The sequence below is a fragment of the Aquitalea sp. genome (genome assembly GCF_030150775.1).
Classification (GTDB): Bacteria; Pseudomonadota; Gammaproteobacteria; order Burkholderiales; family Chromobacteriaceae; genus Aquitalea; species Aquitalea denitrificans.
Window position 1 is genome coordinate 32,796 of sequence record NZ_JASLFG010000049.1, and the last position, 22,364, is coordinate 55,159.

Here is a 22,364-nt window from a genome sequence, read left to right on the forward strand (position 1 = left end):
GTTTACTACCAGTCGCTGCTTAGGCAGACAGCTCCAGCAGCAGCTTGTTGATGCGCTTGACGAAGGTGGCCGGATCTTCCAGCTTGCCACCCTCAGCCAACAAGGCCTGGTCGTACAGCACCTGGGCCAGATCGGCAGCGCGGCCAGCGTCGGATTCTTCCGCCAGACGTTTCACCAGTACATGCTCCGGGTTGATCTCCAGCGTCGGCTTGCTGGCCTCCACCTTCTGACCGGCGGCCTTCAGCATACGTTCCAGATGCGCACTCATATCATGCTCGCCAGTCACTAGGCAGGCCGGGCTATCGGTTAAACGCACCGTGACACGCACTTCCTTCACCTTGTCGCCCAGTGCAGCCTGTACTTTTTCCACCAGCGGCTTGGCTGCTTCTTCAGCCTGCTTTTGTGCTTCCTTGTCGGCGTCGTCTTCCAATGCGCCCAGGTCCAGTTCACCCTTGGCTACCGACTGCAGCGATTTGCCATCAAATTCAAACAAGGAACCAACCACCCACTCATCTACACGGTCGGTCAGCAGCAGTACTTCCACGCCCTTCTTCTTGAATACTTCCAGATGCGGGCTATTACGTGCAGCGGCCAGGGTATCGGCAGTGATGAAGTAGATCTTGTCCTGACCTTCCTTCATGCGACCGATATAGTCGCTCAGGCTGACCGTGGGCTCATCGCCATCCACCGCCGTGGAAGCAAAACGCAGCAGCTTGGCAATACGTTCCTTGTTGGCGTGGTCTTCGCCCACGCCTTCCTTCAGTACCTGACCGAATTCTTTCCAGAAAGCCGCATATTTTTCGGACTGGTTGGCCGCCAGGTCTTCCAGCAGACCCAGCACCTTCTTCACGCAACCAGCACGAATGGCGTCGATATCCTTGCTTTCCTGCAAGATTTCGCGCGAAACATTCAGTGGCAGATCGTTGCTGTCGATCACCCCGCGCACAAAGCGCAGGTATTGCGGCATCAGCTTGTCGCTGTCTTCCATGATGAACACGCGACGCACATACAGCTTGATGCCCTGCTTGCGCTCACGGTCCCACATGTCAAACGGCGCGCGGGCCGGGATGTACAGCAGCTCGGTATATTCCTGACGACCCTCGACACGTGCATGGCTCCAGGCCAGCGGGTCGGTAAAATCATGTGCCACGTGCTTGTAGAATTCAATGTACTGCTCGTCGCTGATGTCGCTCTTGCTACGAGTCCACAGGGCAGAGGCTGCGTTGACCGCTTCCAGTTCGTCACTTTCGATCACTTCGCCGTTTTCGCCGTAGTTGCTGCCCTTCTTCATCAGGATGGGAATGGAGATGTGGTCGGAATAAGTACGTACGATGCGCTTGAGCGACCAGTCAGCCAGCAGCTCGTCTTCGCCTTCTTTCAGGTGCAGCACGATATCGGTACCACGGCTGGCTTTTTCAACCTGCTCCAACGTGTACTCACCTTCCCCCTGGGATTCCCAACGTACGCCTTCCACCGCTGCCGCACCTGCACGGCGAGTAGTCAGGCTAACCTTGTCTGCGACGATGAAGGCAGAGTAGAAACCGACACCAAACTGGCCGATCAGGTTGGCATCTTTTTTCGAATCGCCAGATAGCTGTTCAAAAAAGGCCTTGGTACCGGATTTGGCAATGGTACCAATATTGGCAACCACCTCGTCGCGACTCATGCCGATACCATTGTCAGAAATGGTGATGGTGCGGGCTTCCTTGTCGAAGCCAACAGTAATCTTCAACTCGGCATCATTCTCGAACAACTCGGGCTTGGCCAGACCTTCAAAACGCAATTTGTCGGCAGCATCCGATGCATTGGAAATGAGTTCTCGCAGGAAGATTTCCTTGTTCGAGTACAAGGAGTGGATCATCAGGTGAAGCAGTTGCTTGACTTCGGTCTGAAAGCCCAGGGTTTCTTTCTGTGCGCTCATGGTCTCTATTCATCAGTGGTTGAGTAACAATGAGCTGACAGATAAGGACAAGGTGGCCAATTTCAATACCCTTTCCCCAGCAAGGGGCAGGATTATCCCTCTTGCACGCCGCTCACCTCCCACACGGTTACCCTGGCTGGAGCTGCTGCAGTAGCTCGGCCACCACCGCAATTGCAATTGCAGCAGCTGGTCGGCTTTGCATTCCTTCTGTACCCAAACAGTGAATACTGGCAATACGTCCCAATGGTACGCGATTGATCAGCCGCAGATTAAAACTAGCCAGCTTGCTGCGACATCCCAGCAAGCCAATAAAGCGCGCATCGTTGCGTAGCAAGATCTGCTCGATCCAGTCAAAATCCAATTGATCACTATGTGTCATCACCAGCCAGCAAGCATCCGCAGGCAGGCTGTCCATTTTCTCGACAGCGCCAACGATGCCTGTGGTGTTGGCGGGCAGCTCTGCCGGCAGGAATTCCGGACGGCTATCCAGCCAGAATACCGTATAGGGTAGGTCACCTAGCAAACGGCTTACCGCCCTGCCAATGTGTCCAGCCCCACACAACACCACACGCATTGCCGGTACCGGCAGATCATCCTGCCATATTGACGGTTCTAGTTGCCGAATACCGCTCCCCCTACCGGGCAACAGATAGTATTCGACAGGAGCATCCGATTCCAATGTCACCAGACGTCGCAACACTCGCCCCTGAGCCCCTGCCAGCCAAGCCATCTCAAGCCATGGCAAGTCTCGCTCATTCAGTAACTCGAACAACAGCCATGCACTACCTGTACAGCAGCAATCTTCACAGTTCCCCAGATCAAAGCGCTCGCAACAACGCAAGAAAACTGGCAAGGACAACAGTTGCCGGGCTCTCAGTCCTGCCTGTATCTCCAACCAGCCGTCACCCAGCGTATCTGCACTCCAATCGCATCCCACCGCCATTCGAGCACCAACTTCCCGTGGCACATGGCCCTGGCTGCGCACCAAGGTAATCAGAATGGCAGCTTTCTGCAGTGCCAGTTGCTGACGTAATACGCTCAACCAATCACCATCCAGCAGCATCGCCTTTCCCCTGTGCAATGCCAGCGACCACCAGATACAAACACCTTGCCTTATCAGTGCCCTGGCACGGACATAACCTCTGTAGTACTGGCATCAGACAGATCTGCCTCCCCAAGCCCATTGAAGAATGCATTCAAGGCCACGGCAGTCAGGCTTGCCAGCAAAATACCGCTATGCAGCAGCGGGGCCATGCCCGCCGGCATCTGACCAAAGAAATCCTTGGCCACAGTGGGAATCATGCCCATGCCCAAACTGATGGCGACAATATAAAGGTTGTAGCGATTGTGAAAATCCACCCTTGATAACACCTTGATTCCGGTGGCCAATACCATGCCGAACATCACGATCCCAGCCCCTCCCAGCACAAAGGGAGGGATGGAGGCCACTATAATGGACATCTTGGGTACCAAACCGAAAACGATCAGGATAAAGCCTGACATTACGCATACCCAGCGACTGCTGACGCCGGTAATGCTGACCAGACCGATATTCTGTGAAAACGAAGTATGTGGAAACGTATTGAACATACCCCCAAACATGGTACCCAATGCATCCACCCGCAATCCGCGTACCAGATCCTGTCTTTTTACTGGGCGATTGACGATCTCCCCCAAGGCCAGAAACATACCCATGGACTCGATGAAAACGATCAGCATTACCACAGTCAGCGTCACGATGGACCATAGCTCGAACCGTGGCGCACCAAACTTGAAGGGCAGGATCATGGCAAACCAGCTGGCATCGTGCAGCCCATCAAAATCGACCTTGCCTAGCGACAAGGCAATGATGAAGCCGAACAACAAACCCAGCAGGATGGATATATTGGCCAGGAAGCCGGATGCAAAGCGAATGATCAAAAGAATGAACACAAGAACAGTCAGCGAGATACCCAGATATACGGGACTGCCATAGTCAGGAGAGCCCAGCCCGCCCGCCGACCAATTTATGCCAACACCGATGATGGACAAACCTATCGATGTAATGACCACTCCGGTTACCAATGGGGGAAAAAAGCGGATCAGTCGCCCAATCAAGGGCACCAGCAACAAAGACACCAGCCCCGCTGCCATGGTGGCACCAAAGATGCCAGGCAGGCCCAGCTCTTGGTTCTGACCGATGGCAATCATCGGTCCTACCGTGGCAAAGGTAACCGCCATGATCACCGGCATACGAATACCAAACCCCTTGAATCCCAGGCACTGTAATAAGGTAACCAAACCACAGCAGAACAGGTCGGCACTGACCAGAAAAGCAATTTGCTCTTTGGGCAGCCCTACCGCTCCGCCGACAATCAGCGGAACTGCCACCGCTCCGGCATACATCACCAATACATGCTGCAATCCCAGAGTAAACAACTGCAGTATGGGCAGCTTTTCATCCACCGGATGAATGGTTTGTGTCGAGTTCATCAAGTATCTCCTTTGCCTTCTTCGTGCAATAACACCTTCATGTTGTGCACGGACGTGACGGGGCCACCTATTGCCTTAGCAACAAGGAAAATTGCAAGGATTACGGAAACAGCCTAGAAAGGTGCTTCGATTTGGTAGATCTGAGAGAGCGTGATTTCGTCGCAGTTATGCCCACTTCCAACACGATCCACCACAATGAAATCCCCCTCATGCTCCAAACTGATCAAGGGGTGATGCCAGCAACCGCGCAGATAGTTTATCCCCTGATCGGAATTGGCAAGAAAAGCACGCAGAGCACGCTCATCCGGCTGACCATCCGGTCGACTGGGAGCAACCACGACAATGAAAGAGACGCCATTGCATGGAATAAATGACTGACTGCCCAATGGATGGCGTTCCAGCATACTGATACCAACAGGGTAGTGAAAAGCAGCCCCTCGGGCCATGCTGATGGCAGGAAGACCGCCATCTCCACCAATATCTACCAAACCAAGTTTGTGGTAACGACGGGTGCTACCATTATTGATGGGAAACCAGTCACTACCAGCAATCTCAATTACATCACCAAAAGGGGAAAAGGATTCTTTGGTCAGGGTTTCCAAGATTAGCAAAGCCATGGTATTTCTCCTCGTTCAAATAGTCTTGTGACTTTGCTAATCAGCCAAACGGCCCCAGATTCTCAACCGGCTTACCCCTCCATCTGGAAAGATATTGAGTCGTACATGATTGATAGGCCCCAATTGGCGGATTAATTCAGTGTCATAGTAATGTTGGGTGTCCATGGTTGTTTTCTGCTCGGGTAATAGCGTTTCCCAGAACATTGCCTGCGTCACGATAGATTGGTCAGTCCCCTGATGGACTAATGCAGCCTGGATGGAAATACTATCTGGATAGTTACCCTTGAAATGCGCCGTATCAACTTCGATACGCTCGACAATCGCAGCATGTCCGAGTTGAACAATGCACCAGTCATTGCCAGGTTCACGTCGACGCCGTGTTTCCCAGCCATCACCCATATTGATACCACGTCCTGGCATAATCAGTCTAAAAGGCACACCAAAGTGAGCATCGTTATATGCAACAATCCGGCCTCCTTGCTGCAGGGCAGAGACTTCATATAAGGCATCCCGGTCTTTATCTTGCCAATAGCCATCTATTTGCCCGTAAACCCGTAACCTGGCCACCCCGCCATCTGGATAAATATGCAAACGTAAATGGGTCCAGACCCGTGAATCATTGATGGTGAAAAAATGGTGGGCACTCCCCCCCAGGGAAACAGCTGGCAAGATCTCAGTCCACTCCGTATCCGGACTGGGGGAACCAGCCTCAGAACAGGCCTCCAAAACAGCAGCCGGTGGAAAATTACCAGTAAAGTGGCTGGTATCAATGTCCACTCCTTTGATTTCACCTGGCAAACCTAGCTGAATGACCGCATAGTCATGGCCACCATTGCGCCGCCGCCGCGTTTCCCAGCCATCCATCCACTTACCATTATCATCAAACTTATCCACGATAAATACGGGGGCTGCTGAACACAGCATGCGCTCAGCAGGTGCAAACCACTCATCTGTGCAGAACAGAATCCTGGCACCTAAATCCGCATCGGCCAGGTTGACATGACGCTGGGCAAAATCAGGCAACTCCACTGGAGCTGCATGCCGCACTGCAGACGACAGGTTGGAATCAAAACTCATGGTGTCTCTCCTTTATTATTGCAATACGGACAATCAATATTCTCAGCTCACAACACTGACCAGTATCTGGCCAATCAACACGCTACCCATCACAACAAAACACGATGCGGATATCATCAAAAAAAACTGACGTATAACAGCCATATTGGCCAAGAGACGACTAGCCAACAGCCCATACCCAAGCTTGCATAACAGATCAATCACTATCCAGGCCACCACCATCCACAACAGTTGCGGAAACAAGGGCTGATCCTGGACCATAAACTGCGGCAGTAAAGCCAGAAAAAAAACGATATCTTTAGGATTGCTGATTCCTAGCAGAAAGGCTTTGGAGAAGAGCTGTACCCCGGCTTGACGACGTCCAGCAGCAGCATAGGCTTGTCTATGCCGCTGCTGCCAAGTTCGGAAACCTAGATAAAGCAGATAGCAGGCACCAAGCAATTGCAGCACAGCAAACAGACCTGCAGATGCCAGTAACACAGACCCAACTCCCAGAGCCGATAACAACAGCAGGATGACGGAAGCCAGCACACCACCAGCGACACCAGGCCAACTGCGCCATACACCGTATTGCACGGCATTACTGACCATGTACAACGAAAGTGGCCCCGGAACGACAATAACTACAGTGATGGCCAGTAGGTATAAGCCCAGCATTTCGATATTCATGAATCAGAATCTCCGACGACGATCGCCTCCAGCCGCAAACGTGCAATACGGTAAATCTGTCGCAAGCATTCTCGACGCTCCTCTTCCACTTCAGAGGCCAAACGGCGTTCAAACTCACCGAGGATGCTGCTACGGTCATGCCCGCGAACTGCCAGAATGAATGGAAAACCAAACTTACTTTGGTAAGCATCATTGAGCTTGGTCAAGCGTGAAAACTCCTCCTGGCTGCATTGGTCCAGTCCGGCACCCGCCTGCTCAATCGAGGACTCTTTTGTAAGCTCGCCACATATCGCAGCCTTTCCTGCCAGTTCTGGGTGGGCTCTGATTAATACCATTTGAGCAGCATAGCCAGCCTTTTCCACTTCACCGGTCATCGCGGCAGCCAGCTCCTCCACAGAATGGAAAGGGCGCAGGGCTGCAGTTCGCTCCGCGACCCAGCCAGAGTGTTCGAATACTCCACCTAATGCAGCGACAAAGGAATCGAACGGCAGGCAGTTCAACTGTTGCAAGGTAAAAAGTGGCTTCATTGGCAGGGCTCCATTTTAGGGTAAGGGTAATGATGCAACCAATGCTTGGCGATATCGACCCGACGGCACACCCAGACCCAAGGATGCTGCTGTACATAATCAAGAAAACGCTGCAAGGCAGCAAAGCGACCAGGCCGTCCAATCAAACGGCAATGCAAACCAATCGATAGCATGCTGGGCGTTAATTCCCCTTCGGCATAAAGAACATCAAAACTATCCTTGAGATATTGGAAAAAATGCTCGCCAGTATTAAACCCCTGCGCAGAGACAAATCGCATGTCATTTGCATCAAGAGTATATGGGACAACCAGGTGCGGTTTACCCAGCCCATTACTCATGCTCACCTCAGTCCAAAATGGCAATTCGTCACCATAATAATCGGAGTCATACAAGAACCCGCCCTCCTCCACCACCAGTTGCCGGGTATTAGGGCTATCTCTACCGGTATACCACCCGGCAGGATGTTCCCCTGTCAATTGACGTACAACCTCAACGCAACGCTGCATGTGCTCACGCTCCAACCCACGGTCTGCATGCTGATAATGCAACCAGCGATAACCATGACAAGCTATTTCATGCCCCTGCTCCACAAAGGCTGCGGCGGCTTCTGGGTTACGTTCCAATGCCATGCCGACAGCAAATACAGTCAATGGTAATTCACGTCGTTTGAACTCACGCAAAATACGCCAGACACCAACCCGTGAGCCATACTCATATAGACTTTCCATCGACATATGCCTGGTGGAATAGGCAGCAGCTCCGACGATTTCTGATAGAAACTGCTCGGATACTGCATCTCCATGCAAGACACTGCTCTCGCCACCCTCTTCATAATTGAGGACAAATTGAACCGCTACCCTGGCTTGGCCGGGCCAAAACACTTGCGGTCGCCGTCGTCCATAACCGACCATGTCTCGTGGATAAGCCTGCTGCATGAGATGAACTCCTTCGTCTTGAAACGCCTAACACTGGCGATGAAACAAGGTCCATGGATCCTGCGGATTACGATCCTTAAAATGCATGTGATACTCGCAGTCCTGCAGATGCTGCTGCATCGCATGCAGAACGCCATCACTATCCCTTCTGGCCAGAAGTTTCAGAATCTGCTCATGCTCATCGAATGAGCAGCTACTTTGTCCTGGCCTATCGTACAGAGCGATGATGAGCGCTCTGTGGCAATACAAACTATTCATCCATTCGGTCAGTGCATTTTTCTCTGCCAGCAGTACCAATTGAACATGAATTGGATTGGATAATCGGATCCAACCCACTCGGTCATGCAGTTCGAATTCAGTACATTCCTACTCGATCATCAGTCCTAACCGCTCCAATTTAACCAATAAATTAGGCAAACTCAGTAGTATTTACAGAATTATCCCATCCACCATGCGTTGCATCTCGAACACATTCCGACTTTCCGAGATACCAAATTGGGCGACATAGGCCCCATGATTAGGCAGCTATTCTACAATCCGATCATGTTCCAGCAGGCCAATGCTGAATAAACTGTACTACGTGAACAGAAAAATACGTCATCCAGTGCTGTATCGGATAGCTTCACTCCTGGCTGCAAGCGCTGATAGATCACCGCATCATCAATGTCAGCAAACTTGAAATCGGTGGGACTTGAGTAATGGAATCTCTTCTTGCTTCTGCCCCCCTGATGATCTGTCATTTTATTAATCTCCACAATACGGAAACCGATTCCATAGGATCATTGACAATTATCCGCAAAATAAAACAATATCGTCAAACTTGCTACTTAAAAGATTTTAATTAAAAAATAGCCACCTGTACGATAAGACAGCATCTACTCATCTGGAGAAATAAATGGGAAAACTTTCCACACACGTACTTGACACAATGCATGGACGAGCAGCCGCCGGTATGTACTTCGAGCTACACCGGATAGAAGGGGGGGAAAAAACGCTGCTACGCCATCTACATACCAATGAAGACGGCCGTAGCGAGAGAGCTTTACTGAGTGAAGAAGAGATGCAGTCTGGCATCTACGAATTGATATTTTACGCTGGTGATTATTTTCTCTCTCAGGGTATTAATCTGCCGAAACCCTGTTTTATAGATCAGGTTGTACTGCGCTTTGGGATTGCTGATCCAGAGCAAAACTATCACGTTCCATTAATAGTGACGCCATGGACATATTCAACTTACCGCGGCAGCTGAATCCCATTATTTAGATCAGGAAGCTTACTCATGGAAAGCTATCTCTTAGAGTTTTGCAACCTACTGCTACGCTGGTTGCACGTCATCGCTGCCATAGCCTGGATTGGCGAGTCAATTTATTTCGTCATGCTGGATAACAGTTTGACCAGCCCACAAGGAATACAAGATCAGCGTTACGACTTGCTGGGTGAAATGTCATCTGTGCATGGTGGCGGCTTTTACCATAACCAGAAATATCTGAGCCGACCACCCTTTCCACTAGATGACAAATTGCACTGGTCTTTCTGGAAGTCTTATACCACCTGGCTTTCCGGATTTTTCCTGTTCTGCTTGCTGTATTTGAGCAATGCCTCTATCTATCTGGTGAATCCGGCCAGCCCATGGGCTTGGGCTGCAGTACTAACCCCGACTGAGGCTAGTATTGCTGCGGTAGCACTGCTTATATTCGGTTGGCTAATATATGATGAACTGTGCCGTCGTATCAGTCCGGAAATGCAACGTGATGGCATCTTAAGTGTGGCTGTCGCCTTGATGATGACCGGAGTTGCTTATTTCAGTAGTCATGTATTCCAGGGGCGGGCTGCCTTTCTGCTAACGGGAGCAGTCATGGCAACCTGCATGTCTGCCAATGTATTCTTCTGGATAATTCCGGGGCAAAGGCGCATGGTGGCAGCACTACAGGCTGAAGAGTCACCCAACCCACTGGATGGCAAACGTGGCAAACAACGATCAGTACATAACACCTACTTTACCCTTCCGGTGGTATTCCTGATGATCAGTAACCACTACGCTTTTGCTTATAGCAATGAGACGGCGTGGTTCATCATGACATTGTTCATTCTGGCAGGTGCTCTTATCCGACAGTATTTCGTACTACGTCACCGTGGCCATAATGTTCTGACCTTACCCGCCGCTAGTGGAATCCTGTTATTAGTCATCGCGATGATAGCTGCACCATCCTCCACTCCAGCCGCACAAGAGGAACAAAAACCAACAACTGGCAGTATCAGCAGTACGATGCCAACAAGCAATGATATGCGTGCGGTGACAAACATCCTGCATGAACGCTGCACCACCTGCCATGCGGCCAAGCCCACCCAGGCTGGCTTTACCGCTCCTCCAGCAGGAATCCGGCTGGATAATGATCTGGACATTCGTCTACATCACATCAAGATCAAGCAGGCAGTGGCCAGCAAATATATGCCGCTAGCTAATTTAACCAAGATGAGTGACGAAGAACGCTTATTGATTTCCCAATGGCACCCCTGAACAGCCTCTAAGTAAAACACAATGGGCGGAAGCTTTCTGGAGACTCGACCAGAAAGCACTCCGTCTATTGTGCTGTAAATTTTCAGATACGGTAGATTGAATTTCTTTATATTTCATGAGAAAAAACACCTTTAACTTGATGTTGCCATCAGTCGCCTTAAACTCAGCAGGCAATGGGACTCCTGTGTATTGTGCCGGTAATATCCATTGCAAAGCAGACTCACACGTACACCCAATTGGATAATAGTGACCACATTTGGTGCAGCAAGATTGGCAACATGAAATGTGTCAGACTCCAAGCATCTTAGGAAGCTGGGGCCGGTGCATTCGGTTGAAGATATCTGCTCTAACACCCATTGGCAGCCAATCAGATTGGATCGATTCATCTCGTTGACAACAAGATAACAGAAGACAGCTCAATCAGGAGACAGACCGTTTCCTGATAGTTCCCCCACTTAATCCAATAAATCAAAACAAAAAACTTATATTGAATTATCTAGCATGAAGAGTGCTAGAGCGAATATTGCTTGATCACTATGCTGACTACCCAGATAGTTATCTAAGTCTGATGGAGAGAATGCAATAATAAACGGGCCAAGACATCTTTTAGCGATTTGACGCCAGTGATTTAAAAAACTTACTAGCAGAGAAATCAGGTAAATTAATATTAAAAGCCAAAGCCATTTGCTATCAAAAGCAGGAGGGGACGGGGACAGGGCAATAAGTCGAGGGGATTGCTCCACCCCGACTTATTAATTCACTATAGTTTGCTACAAATGCAATCTACTGCCCCGGGATTGAAAAATCTGATAACTGCTCCAGCGCCCGCACCATGGCGCTATGATCCCAAGCCGCTCCTCCTTGGGCAATACAACTGCTTAACAGTTGCTGAGCCAATGCCGTAGCAGGCAATGCCAGCGCCATTTTCTGTGCACTGGACAAGGCAAGATTGAGATCCTTTTGGTGTAAAGAAATGCGGAATCCAGGATCAAAAGTACGCTTCACCATACGTTCGCCATGTACTTCCAGAATTTTCGATGAAGCAAAACCACCCAGTAATGCTTGCCTTACCTTTGCCGGATCAGCACCTGCACGAGCAGCAAATAACAACGCCTCACCAACAGCCTCAATGGTCAGCGCCACAATAATCTGGTTTGCCACTTTGGCCGTCTGACCATCTCCATTTTCACCAATCCGGGTGATGTTCTTCCCCATCAGTTGAAAAATCGGCAGCAACTGCTCAAACACATCCTGCGGCCCCCCAACCATGATGGACAGGGTTGCAGCCCTGGCGCCTACCTCCCCCCCGGACACCGGTGCATCCAGATAATGTCCTCCCAGTTTCTCGATCTGGAGGGCAAACTGCTTGGTTTCAATGGGGGAGATGGAAGACATATCTACCACCACCTTACCTCTCAGTTCTGCTTCCGCAACACCGTGAGCCCCAAACAATACCTCCTCCACATCTGGTGTATCCGGCAACATGAGAATGATTACATCCGCGAGTTCAGCCACCTGCCTAGCCTTGTCACAAGCTGTCACTGGAAATTCCGCCAGTGATTGCGGCAAGCTGCTACGTGAATTGACGAACAAGACATGCCCGGCCTGTGCCAAGTGCCCAGCCATCGGAGCCCCCATGATTCCTAGTCCGATAAATCCAATTTTCATTTTAGCCTCCTCCTAATATGACTTACAGATACTGACTAACCCACCCCAAGCCAGCCACAGTCCCGGCTTTGGGTTTATATTCGCAGCCAACCCAGCCCTGATATCCAAGTCGATCCAACAATCCGAACAGGTAGGGGTAATTGATTTCCCCTGTACCGGGCTCGTGGCGTCCCGGATTGTCAGCCAACTGGATATGTGCGATGTGCTGTAGTTGTGATTGGAGGGTCAGAGCCAGCTCCCCTTCCATCCGCTGCATGTGATAAATGTCGTATTGGACAAATAGGTTGTCACTACCAATATCCCGTATCAGTGCTAGTACCTGGGGCGTGCGGGTAATGACAAACCCAGGGATATCAAAGGTATTAATGGCTTCCACCAGCAGCTTGATGCCTTCTGCCTTCAAGGCTTTGGCTGCAAAACGCAAATTGTTATACAAGGTCTCCTGCACCACATCGGCCTCTACACGGGCTGGGCGTATACCAGCCAGTACATTCAGCTGACTACACCCCAAGGCCTTCGCATAAGCAATTGCCTCACCAACCCCATCCTGAAACTCCCCAACACGATCAGGCAAGCAGGCAATCCCTCGTTCCCCTGCTGCCCAGTTACCGGCAGGCAGGTTGTGCAGGACTTGTACCAAATGGTGCTTATCCAATAGCTCTGCTAACTTTTGTTTGTCATAGTCATAGGGAAACAAGTACTCCACTCCGCTAAAACCAGCCTTGGCTGCAGCCTGGAAACGGGAAAGGAAATCAACTTCGCCAAACAACATGCTCAAATTAGCGGCAAATCTTGGCATAAGGCTCTCCTACAAAATGATGGTCGGGCAAGACTGCCGGCCACAGGGTAATGGCCGGATTACACCGGCAGATCAACAATATCTTCAAACTCATTGATGGAATTGATCTCCGCACCCATAGAGATATTGGTAACTCTCTCCAAAATCACCTCGACCACCACCGGTACCGAATACTCATTCATCAATCGACGCGCCTCGGCAAACCCGGCTGCCAGTTGCTCAGGATCTGTCACACGCACGGCTTTGCAACCCAGTCCTTCCACGACTTTGACATGATCTACGCCGTAACTACCCAGTTCGGGTGCATTAATATTTTCAAAACTCAATTGAACGCAGTAGTCGATATCGAATTGGCGTTGCGCCTGACGAATCAAGCCCAAATAGCTGTTGTTGACCAGTACATGGATATACGGAATACGGAATTGAGCACCGACAGCCAACTCCTCCACCATAAACTGGAAGTCATAGTCGCCGGAGATCGCTACGACATCCGAGGTGGGCTCCCCGACCTTGGTCCCAATTGCCGCTGGAATGGTCCACCCCAGCGGGCCTGCCTGGCCACAGTTGATCCAATTGCGTGGCTGGTAGACATGCAGGAACTGGGCTGCCGCAATCTGCGACAGGCCTATCGTGCTGACATAGCGAACATCCCGACCAAAATACTGGTTCATTTCCTCATATACCCGCATCGGTTTGATTGGCCTGTCAGCATGGTCAGAGCGACGCAACATGCTAGCTTTTCTACGCTGGCACTCGCTCACCCAGTCTTGGCGTTCCGGTAGACGCCCTTGAGCACGCCATTCATGGGCAATCTCGATCAATAGTTCCAAGGCAGCTGCAGCATCGGAAACAATGCCGAAATCGGGAGCGAAGACCCGGCCTATCTGAGTGGGTTCAATATCGATGTGAACGAATTTTCGTCCCTGGGTATAGACGTCCACCGAGCCGGTATGGCGGTTGGCCCAGCGATTGCCAATACCAAAGACAAAATCGGCAGCCAACACAGTGGCGTTGCCATAACGATGCGATGTCTGCAGGCCAGCCATACCAGCCATCAAGGGGTGATCATCAGGAATGCAGCCCCAACCCATCAATGTAGGAATCACCGGAAGCTGCACAATTTGTGCAAATTCGGTCAGCAGTGCTGAAGCGTTGGCATTGATTACTCCACCACCTGCCACAATGATCGGTCGCTCCGCTTGCAGCAGCATGGACAATGCTTTCTCCACTTGTGCGCGGGAGGCCTGCGGCTTGAACGCTGGCAGCGGTTCGTAGGTTTCCGGATCAAACTCAATCTCCGCCATCTGTACATCGAAAGGCAAATCCAGCAATACCGGCCCGGGACGGCCGGAGCGCATCAGATGAAATGCTTGCTGTAACGCACCGGGGAGTTGGGCTGGTTCCATGACGGTAGTAGCCCACTTGGCAACCGGGCGGGCAATTTCTTTGATATCAACCGCCTGGAAATCTTCCTTGTGCAAACGTGCACGCGGTGCCTGGCCAGTTATACAGAGAATGGGAATGGAATCGGCTGCCGCGGAGTACAAGCCAGTAATCATGTCGGTACCGGCAGGACCAGAGGTCCCGATACAAACCCCGATATTGCCAGGAGCTGCCCGGGTAAAGCCTTCTGCCATATGCGTAGCTCCTTCCACATGGCGAGCCAGCAGATGGCGTATGCCACCAATTTTTTTCATTGCCGCATACATGGGGTTGATTGCCGCACCCGGCACGCCAAATGCCGTCGTCACCCCCTCCTTGATAAGCACATGCACAGCCGCCTCGATTGCTCGCATTTTGGCCATTGAATAGCTCCTGAGTTAAGAGGGCCTCACCACACTGGTTATGACCCGGATATTCGGCAACTATCCCGCAATGCAAAGCATCAGTCAACAAAAAATGGAAACTGTTTCCATTTTTTTGAAATTTAACAATTATCTGTTATATTTCATGATGTTAACTAAATAATAAAAAAGGAAATAAATCCCAAAAATAGATATAAATGAGCAAAAGAGATCCATCACTGAGCGACAACTACTCCCAACTGTACCTAAGGCGTAAAATTGCAGCTGTTAAGAGCGACCAATCCACAATCAGCAACGAGGATTTATGAGCAAAGCCGATACCCCTACTCGCAGCAATGTACGCAAGCGCAATGAGGGGGGCGCAGCAAGCACCGGCCAAGTGCAATCGCTAACCCGAGGATTGGTCTTGTTAGAGCGGATAGCCGAAGCACCTGCCGGTATCATGCTGACCGATCTTTCCATGCAGGTTGGCCTACCGAACTCCACCACGCACCGACTACTGACAACGATGCAGCAGATGGGCTTTGTTCAGCAGACTGGCGACCTTGGTCTATGGAGTATTGGTGTGCGTGCGTTTACCGTTGGGAGCGGTTTTCTGAGCAGCCGCGACCTGTCCACGATGGCAATGCCGATTTTGCGGCAGGTCATGGAGGCAGCAGGAGAAACCAGCAACCTGGTAGTGTTCGATACCGATGCTTGGCAAAGCGTTGTAGTAGGGCAAGTGCAATGCCGGGAGCTGATGCGCATGCTCGCCCCGATTGGAGGTCGGCTGCCCTTGCATGCATCCGGTGCAGGCAAGGCTTTTCTAGCCGCACAGGATGAGTTCCACCTTGGTCGTATTCTGCAGAAAACCGGCCTGCCGCAATACACCGAACAGACCATCACCGCACCAGCAAGACTGAAACAGGAAATCATGCAAATCCAGAAACAAGGATTTGCTTTTGATGACGGGGAGCATGCGATAGGCCTGCGTTGCGTTGCCAGCTGTATTTATGATGAGTGCGGCGAGGCTTTTGCTGCCATCTCGGTCTCAGGTCCCAAGTCGCGCATACCGGATGAGCGCATCACCCACCTGGGTTCACTGGTCATGCGTGCAGCCAGCGAAGTTACTCACCACTATGGTGGCAAACTGAAACAAACCAGCTGATATGCTGGTCTTGTGACATGAAAAAAGGCTCTGTAGTTGCAGAGCCTTTGCTTTGGTCAAAATGGGTTATTGCTGATCACGCAAACCTGGCGGTAGGGCAAACACGGTAGACTCTTCCACCCCGCTCAGCTCGGCCACGGTTTCTGCGCCGTAACTCCGAATCTGCTCGATCACGGCCTGCACCAACACTTCCGGCGCACTGGCACCTGCGGTCACACCAACTCTGACCTTACCGTCAAACCACTCAGGTTTGAGTAACGATGCATTGTCCACCATATACGCATCCACTCCCCGCAACGCGGCAACTTCGCGCAGGCGATTGGAGTTGGAGCTATTGGGCGAGCCAACCACTACGATGATGTCGCACTGGTCTGACAACGCCTTCACGGCATCTTGGCGATTCTGCGTGGCATAGCAGATATCGTCCTTTTTGGGGCTAGTGATGGCGGGAAAGCGCTGTTTGAGTGCCTCGATGATCTCCCGGGTTTCATCGACAGAAAGTGTGGTCTGGCTGACATATGACAGGGCTGAAGGATTGCGCACTTCAAGGCGGGCGACATCCTCAACACTTTCCACCAGATACATGCCGCTATCAACCTGGCCCATCGTCCCTTCCACTTCCGGGTGGCCGGCATGACCGATCATGATGATTTCCATCCCGGCCTTGTGCATGCGCTTGACTTCGACATGCACTTTGGTGACCAGCGGACAGGTTGCATCGAACACCAGCAGCCCGAGCGCCTCGGCTTCTGCACGTACCGAGAGTGGTACGCCGTGCGCGGAATACACCAGCGTGCTACCCGCCGGAACATCTTTCAGTTCCTCGATGAAAATAGCACCCTTGGCACGCAGGTCCTCCACGACAAAGCGGTTATGTACCACCTCATGTCTCACATAAATCGGCGCACCATACTTCTCAATAGCGCGCTCGACGATGGCGATGGCCCGATCCACCCCGGCACAAAAGCCGCGCGGGTTGGCCAGCATGATGGTCTTCGTCATCAGTAATCCTTGCAAAATACCATCATGCAGCGATGGCAAAAAACGGGTTCAGTGCGATTTGGCTTGCTTCATGCTGTCGAGCACCATCAGCACGGCACCGATGCAAATAAAGGAGTCAGCCAGATTGAAAGCCGGGTAATACCAGCTGTGCTGATAGTGGACGAGGATGAAATCGACAACATGGCCATATGCCAGCCGGTCGATCACATTGCCGATGGCTCCACCGATGATGAAGCTGGCTGCCACATTCATCAGGCAGCTGAAACGTCCTTTGACGATATTCCATCCCAGGTAGCCGGATACCGCCAGTGCCAGCAGGGTAAACAAATACTTCTGCCAACCGCCGGCATCACGCAGAAAACTGAAGGCGGCACCCGGATTGTAGATCAGAGTGAAGCCAAAATAGCCGGGTATCACATCCTGTACCGCACCATACTGGTACTGACTATTGAAATAGATTTTGGAGATTTGGTCCAGAACGATGACCAGCAACGCCAGCCCCATCCATTTGCTCCAACTTCTGGCTTGAGGCACCTGCATGACGGATTCCATTTGATTACATCCTTACCGGTCGACACCCCCGGCACAAGGCCGGGGGCAGACTAAGGGTCGATCAGGCATGCGCCCGGGCTTCACCTTTGCCATCGATATTATCGACGCAGCGTCCACATACTGCGCCATGACCGGCATGAGACCCGACATCGGCACGATAGTGCCAGCAGCGATCACATTTCTTATAAGTAGAAGGCGTCACAGCGATACGGGTTTCCTCCGCTTCACGGACACGCGCTGCCGAAACGATCAGTACGAATTTGAGATCCTCACCCAGGCTGGCCAGTTGCTGGAACAAGTCACCAGCGGCATCGATATCCAGTTCGGCCTGCAGGGAGGAGCCCAGCTGATCGGCACTACGCAGCTCTTCAATCTGCTTGTTGACCTGCGCCCGCAGGTTGCGAATAGCCTGCCACTTCTGCTGCAAGGCTTGCTCACTGGCAGCAGTAAGCGCCGGGAACTCATGCCAGGTGTGATAGAGGGTCGATTCCTCTTCGCTCTTGGTCAGCACTTCCCAAGCCTCATCGGCGGTGAAGCACAGTACCGGAGCAATCATCAGCAACAGACTGCGGCTGAGATGATACAGCGCGGTCTGGGCACTGCGGCGCGCACGACTATCGGCCTTGGTGGTGTACAGACGGTCCTTGATGATGTCCAAATAGAAGGCACCCAGATCCTCGGAGCAGTAGTTCACCACCTCTTGCATTGCATGGTGGAAGGCATAACGGGTATACAGTTCGCCCACCACCTTTTCCTGCACCTGACGTGCCATCAGCAAGGCGTACTGATCCAGCTCCAGCATTTCACCAAACGGTACCGCATTTTCCAGCGGGTCAAAATCCGACAGATTGGCCAGCAGGAAGCGCAGGGTATTGCGCAGGCGGCGGTAGCTTTCGGTCACCCGCTTGAGGATTTCATCGGAAATCGCCAGTTCGCCGGAATAATCGGTGGAAGCCACCCACAGGCGCAGGATGTCAGCACCCAGGCTGTCATTCACCTTTTGCGGTGCAACGACATTGCCCTTGGACTTGGACATCTTCAGGCCCTTGCCATCCACCACAAAACCGTGGGTCAGCAATTGCTTGTACGGAGCGCGGCCAATGGTGGCGCAGCCAGTCAGCAAGGAGGACTGGAACCAGCCACGATGCTGGTCACTGCCTTCCAGATACAGGTCGGCAGGCCAGGCCAGTTCCGGGCGTTGTTTCAGTACGGCAAAGTGGGTTGAGCCGGAATCGAACCATACGTCCAGCGTGTCCGTTAGCTTGCGATACTCTGCGGCTTCGGCTCCCAGCAGCTCTTGCGCATCCAGGCTGAACCAGGCTTCGATACCCTGCTGCTCGATACGCAGTGCCACCTCTTCCAGCAAGGCCAGCGAGCGTGGATGCGGCTCACCCGTTTCCTTGTGCACGAAGAAGGTCATCGGCACACCCCAGTTACGCTGGCGCGAGACACACCAGTCCGGACGGTTGCCAATCATGGCCTCAAGGCGTGCACGCCCCCATGCGGGGAAGAATTCGGTTGCATCGACTGCGCTCTTGGCACGCTCACGCAGGGCAACGCCATCCTTGCTCTGCTTGTCCATGCCAATAAACCATTGGGCAGTCGCACGGAAAATGATGGGTGTCTTGTGACGCCAGCAATGCGGGTAGCTATGCAGCAAACGGGCCTGATGAATCAGGGTGCCATGCTGTTCCAGCGTTTCGATGACCTTGGGATTGGCCTCCCATACCGACAGGCCGGCAAACAGTTCGGTAGTGGACTTGTAACGTCCATCATCCGCCACCGGGTTGTCAATCGGCAGGCCATATTGCTGACCAACCTGGAAGTCTTCCAGACCATGTGCCGGGGCAGTATGCACCAGACCGGTACCGGCATCGGTAGTGACGTGGTCACCGCAGATGACTGGCACGCTGCGGCCATAGAACGGATGTTGCAGTTGCAGCATCTCCAGCTTGTCGCCAGTAGTTTCTGCCAGCATCTTGGCATCGGCAAAACCGTAGCGTTGCAGCGCAGACTCGGCCAGCTCCTTGACCAGGATCAGCTTGCCCTTAGGCGTGTCGATCAACTGGTAGGTCAGCGCGGCACTGACTGCCACCGCCTGGTTGGCCGGCAGTGTCCACGGGGTGGTCGTCCAGATAACGGCCATGGCACCGGCCACCTGTTCGGCAGTCAGACCGAATGCGGCCGCCAGCTTGTCCTGATCCAGCACACGGAAACCAACATCGATTGCCGGAGAGTTCTTGTCTTCGTACTCGACCTCGGCCTCTGCCAGTGCGGAACCGCACTCGATACACCAGTGCACGGGCTTTTCACCCTTGAACAAGTAACCATTGCTGTAAATCGTGCCCAGGGTGCGCACGATGTCAGCCTCGGTCTTGAAATCCATGGTCAGGTAGGGATTTTCCCAGTCGCCCAGCACGCCCAGACGAATGAAGTCTTTCTTCTGACGGGCAATCTGCTCCTTGGCATACTCACGGCACAGCTCGCGAAACTTGGCGGCAGGAATGGCTTTGCCATGCAGTTTTTCCACCATCAGCTCGATCGGCAAACCATGGCAGTCCCAGCCCGGCACATAGGGGGCATCGAAACCAGCCAGCGTCTTGGAGCGGACGATGATGTCCTTCAACACCTTATTGACCGCATGGCCGATATGGATGTCGCCATTGGCATACGGCGGGCCATCATGCAGTATGAATTTCGGGCGACCGGCAGACAATTTGCGCACTTTGTCATAGCGCTTCTGTTCCTGCCAACGCTTGACCCAGGCAGGTTCGCGTTTGGCCAGATCCCCTCGCATGGCGAACGGGGTATCCAGCAGGTTGACGGTTTTACGGTAATCGATGCTCATGCCTGCTCTCGCTGCAAACTGGTCAAATAAGTATGGGCACTGGCGGCGTCACGTTCTATCTGTGCCACCAGTGCCGGTAAATTGTCGTAGCGCTCTTCATCGCGCAATTTTTTCAGGAAATGCACCGTGACACGCTGGCCATAGAGATCGCCAGCAAAATCAAACAGGTGCGCTTCCAACTTGTAATCACTGCTACTGCTGACCGTAGGATTGAGCCCAAGGCTGGCTACTCCCCCCTTACGCCCTTGTGATGTGTCTACTTCTACCACAAACACACCCTGCAAGGCGGGTTTCAGATGTGGCAAATGCACATTGACGGTGGGAAAACCAATGGTCCTGCCCAGTTTCTGCCCATGCATGACCTTGCCGGATACCTGATAGCTACGTCCCAGCAAAGCATTGGCCGCGTCAAGATCTCCTACAGCCAGGCGATCACGCACCAGCGTACTGGATGCACGTTCCCCTTGAACCAGTACCGATGGCATCGCCTCGGTAACAAAATGTGGGCAGGCTGACAGCAGGTCAAAATTTCCCTGGCGTGCAGCACCAAATTGGAAATCATCCCCTATCAGCAGATAGCGGGTTTTCAGATCGCGAACCAGCACATCCTGGATGAAGTCCTGCGCGCTCATGCTGGCAAAATGCTGATTGAAACGAAAGACAAACACGTAATCGACCAGCCTGGATGCTCGCAAAACATTCAGTTTGTCACGCAAGCTGGATAAACGGGCCGGCGGATTGCTCCGGATGAAGAACTCACGAGGATGCGGCTCGAACGTCAGCAAGGCAGTTGGCAAGGACCGGGCATCAGCCTCGCTCTTAAGACGCCGCAGCATCTGCTGATGGCCAAGATGCACGCCATCAAAGTTTCCGATGGTCAATGCACAGCCAGCGAGCCCGAAACGTCGTGGATCTCCTAGAAATACCTGCATCTGACGCCTAGCATCCTGAAAACTTACGATTGTAGCCGTGGGTAAGCGGTAGCGTCCAGCCGTGAAGCCGGATGAGACAAAACAAAAAAGCCCCACATCCGTGGGGCTTTCGGGGTTTACCAAAGCAGATTACTGCTGGGTGGTAACCTTGACTGCATCGATCACAACGTCAACACGACGATCCGGCTCGATGCAGGCCTTGATTTCAGCATTCTGCTTCTTGTTCTTGGCGTATTTCGGGAACTTGGCCTTGCACTCGTCAGTCATCTTGGCATCAGCCTTGCCCTTGCCTACGGCAGTAACCTTCTCAGCCGGTACACCAGCGTCAACGAAGTAAGCCTTAACAGCATCAGCACGCTTCTGGGACAGGGCGTTGTTCAGCTTGTCGGAACCCATGAAGTCGGTGTAGCCGTCGATTTCAACACCGTTCAGATGACCTTCGCCAGCATGTGCCTTCAGCTTGGCAACCAGCGGATCCAGTTCGCTCTTGGCATCCGGACGCAGGGTAGCCTTGTCGAAGTTGAACAGAACCTTGGCGGACAGGGTTACATGTTCCTTCACGGAAACCGGAGCAGCCTTCGGAGCTTGCGCTACCGGAGCAACCGGCTTGGCAGCTTCGCGATCACCACACTCAACCAGGCCTTCCTTGGCCTTGTCGAAGTAAGCGGTATGCCAGCATTCGCCGTAGTTGTTACGGGAAACGGCATCGGTGGTTTGATCTACGGTGTAGCCCGGCTTAGCTGCGAACGCGCTAGCGGAAACCAGCAGAGCAGCAACCAGGGCGCTCAGTTTCAGCTGTTTAGTCATATTATTCCCTCTTTTATCTATGAATCGGTATTGATGCGGTTGACGCAAACACCACGCGGACAATTCTA

The 22,364-nt window shown here is 52.4% G+C and carries 20 protein-coding genes; 3 read left to right on the forward strand and 17 right to left on the reverse strand.

The window, feature by feature from the left end:
* Positions 1–19: 19 nt before the first annotated feature.
* The 9 genes from htpG to QVF59_RS20865 form a co-directional block, all read right to left on the reverse strand.
* Positions 20–1,921: a molecular chaperone HtpG gene (htpG, locus tag QVF59_RS16625; RefSeq protein ID WP_287881351.1), complete on the reverse strand. Its 1,902-nt coding sequence runs from the start codon at positions 1,919–1,921 to the stop codon at positions 20–22.
* Between the two features lie 127 nt (positions 1,922–2,048).
* A complete protein-coding gene (gene xdhC / locus QVF59_RS16630) occupies positions 2,049–2,984 on the reverse strand; it encodes a xanthine dehydrogenase accessory protein XdhC (protein WP_287881352.1) in 936 nt (311 codons plus the stop codon).
* Between the two features lie 53 nt (positions 2,985–3,037).
* Positions 3,038–4,393, reverse strand: a complete 1,356-nt coding sequence (locus QVF59_RS16635; RefSeq protein ID WP_287881353.1) for a nucleobase:cation symporter-2 family protein — start codon at positions 4,391–4,393, stop codon at positions 3,038–3,040.
* 113 nt (positions 4,394–4,506) lie between these two features.
* The gene (locus QVF59_RS16640; RefSeq protein ID WP_159875166.1) at positions 4,507–5,010 is read right to left on the reverse strand and encodes an ureidoglycolate lyase; all 504 of its coding nucleotides are present in this window, start codon (positions 5,008–5,010) and stop codon (positions 4,507–4,509) included.
* Positions 5,011–5,046: 36 nt separating this feature from the next.
* On the reverse strand, positions 5,047–6,087 hold the full coding sequence (gene alc / locus QVF59_RS16645; protein ID WP_287881354.1) for an allantoicase: 1,041 nt from the start codon (positions 6,085–6,087) through the stop codon (positions 5,047–5,049).
* Positions 6,088–6,129: 42 nt separating this feature from the next.
* Positions 6,130–6,756: a LysE family translocator gene (locus QVF59_RS16650; RefSeq protein ID WP_287881355.1), complete on the reverse strand. Its 627-nt coding sequence runs from the start codon at positions 6,754–6,756 to the stop codon at positions 6,130–6,132.
* A complete protein-coding gene (gene uraD / locus QVF59_RS16655) occupies positions 6,753–7,283 on the reverse strand; it encodes a 2-oxo-4-hydroxy-4-carboxy-5-ureidoimidazoline decarboxylase (protein WP_159875163.1) in 531 nt (176 codons plus the stop codon). Before uraD ends, QVF59_RS16650 begins: the two co-directional genes overlap by 4 nt.
* Positions 7,280–8,218: an allantoinase PuuE gene (puuE, locus tag QVF59_RS16660; protein ID WP_287881356.1), complete on the reverse strand. Its 939-nt coding sequence runs from the start codon at positions 8,216–8,218 to the stop codon at positions 7,280–7,282. Before puuE ends, uraD begins: the two co-directional genes overlap by 4 nt.
* Before the next feature lie 27 nt (positions 8,219–8,245).
* Entirely contained in the window at positions 8,246–8,554 is a 309-nt protein-coding gene (locus tag QVF59_RS20865) for an FCD domain-containing protein (RefSeq protein WP_353851350.1), read from the reverse strand.
* A 559-nt stretch (positions 8,555–9,113) separates the two neighbouring features.
* Here QVF59_RS20865 and uraH point away from each other — a divergent pair.
* Together uraH and QVF59_RS16675 are read left to right on the forward strand one after the other, a co-directional pair.
* Entirely contained in the window at positions 9,114–9,467 is a 354-nt protein-coding gene (uraH, locus tag QVF59_RS16670) for a hydroxyisourate hydrolase (protein ID WP_287881357.1), read from the forward strand.
* A 30-nt stretch (positions 9,468–9,497) separates the two neighbouring features.
* Positions 9,498–10,736 carry a urate hydroxylase PuuD gene (locus tag QVF59_RS16675; protein ID WP_287881358.1) on the forward strand — a complete coding sequence of 413 codons (1,239 nt, stop codon included), beginning with the start codon at positions 9,498–9,500 and terminating at the stop codon, positions 10,734–10,736.
* Positions 10,737–11,519: 783 nt separating this feature from the next.
* On the opposite strand, the gene QVF59_RS16680 is transcribed toward QVF59_RS16675, so the two are convergent.
* From QVF59_RS16680 to gcl, 3 genes are read right to left on the reverse strand one after another with little or no spacing between them, the layout of a single operon-like run.
* Entirely contained in the window at positions 11,520–12,404 is an 885-nt protein-coding gene (locus QVF59_RS16680; protein WP_159875158.1) for a 2-hydroxy-3-oxopropionate reductase, read from the reverse strand.
* Between the two features lie 22 nt (positions 12,405–12,426).
* Positions 12,427–13,203: a hydroxypyruvate isomerase gene (gene hyi, locus QVF59_RS16685; RefSeq protein ID WP_287881359.1), complete on the reverse strand. Its 777-nt coding sequence runs from the start codon at positions 13,201–13,203 to the stop codon at positions 12,427–12,429.
* Between the two features lie 59 nt (positions 13,204–13,262).
* Complete coding sequence (gcl, locus tag QVF59_RS16690) at positions 13,263–15,008, reverse strand: glyoxylate carboligase (protein WP_287881360.1); 1,746 nt, start codon at positions 15,006–15,008, stop codon at positions 13,263–13,265.
* Between the two features lie 304 nt (positions 15,009–15,312).
* Between gcl and iclR the strand changes: the two genes are divergently transcribed.
* On the forward strand, positions 15,313–16,155 hold the full coding sequence (gene iclR, locus QVF59_RS16695) for a glyoxylate bypass operon transcriptional repressor IclR (RefSeq protein ID WP_287881361.1): 843 nt from the start codon (positions 15,313–15,315) through the stop codon (positions 16,153–16,155).
* A gap of 66 nt (positions 16,156–16,221) precedes the next feature.
* Here iclR and ispH read toward each other — a convergent pair whose 3' ends face one another.
* The 5 genes from ispH to QVF59_RS16720 all read right to left on the reverse strand — a co-directional run bounded on the left by ispH (position 16,222) and on the right by QVF59_RS16720 (position 22,296).
* The gene (gene ispH, locus QVF59_RS16700) at positions 16,222–17,157 is read right to left on the reverse strand and encodes a 4-hydroxy-3-methylbut-2-enyl diphosphate reductase (RefSeq protein ID WP_287881362.1); all 936 of its coding nucleotides are present in this window, start codon (positions 17,155–17,157) and stop codon (positions 16,222–16,224) included.
* Between the two features lie 48 nt (positions 17,158–17,205).
* Positions 17,206–17,697 carry a signal peptidase II gene (gene lspA, locus QVF59_RS16705; RefSeq protein ID WP_287881363.1) on the reverse strand — a complete coding sequence of 164 codons (492 nt, stop codon included), beginning with the start codon at positions 17,695–17,697 and terminating at the stop codon, positions 17,206–17,208.
* 73 nt (positions 17,698–17,770) lie between these two features.
* Positions 17,771–20,557: an isoleucine--tRNA ligase gene (gene ileS, locus QVF59_RS16710; RefSeq protein WP_287881364.1), complete on the reverse strand. Its 2,787-nt coding sequence runs from the start codon at positions 20,555–20,557 to the stop codon at positions 17,771–17,773.
* On the reverse strand, positions 20,554–21,489 hold the full coding sequence (locus tag QVF59_RS16715; protein WP_159880722.1) for a bifunctional riboflavin kinase/FAD synthetase: 936 nt from the start codon (positions 21,487–21,489) through the stop codon (positions 20,554–20,556). Before QVF59_RS16715 ends, ileS begins: the two co-directional genes overlap by 4 nt.
* 129 nt (positions 21,490–21,618) lie before the next feature.
* On the reverse strand, positions 21,619–22,296 hold the full coding sequence (locus QVF59_RS16720; protein WP_287881365.1) for an OmpA family protein: 678 nt from the start codon (positions 22,294–22,296) through the stop codon (positions 21,619–21,621).
* Positions 22,297–22,364 lie beyond the last annotated feature (68 nt).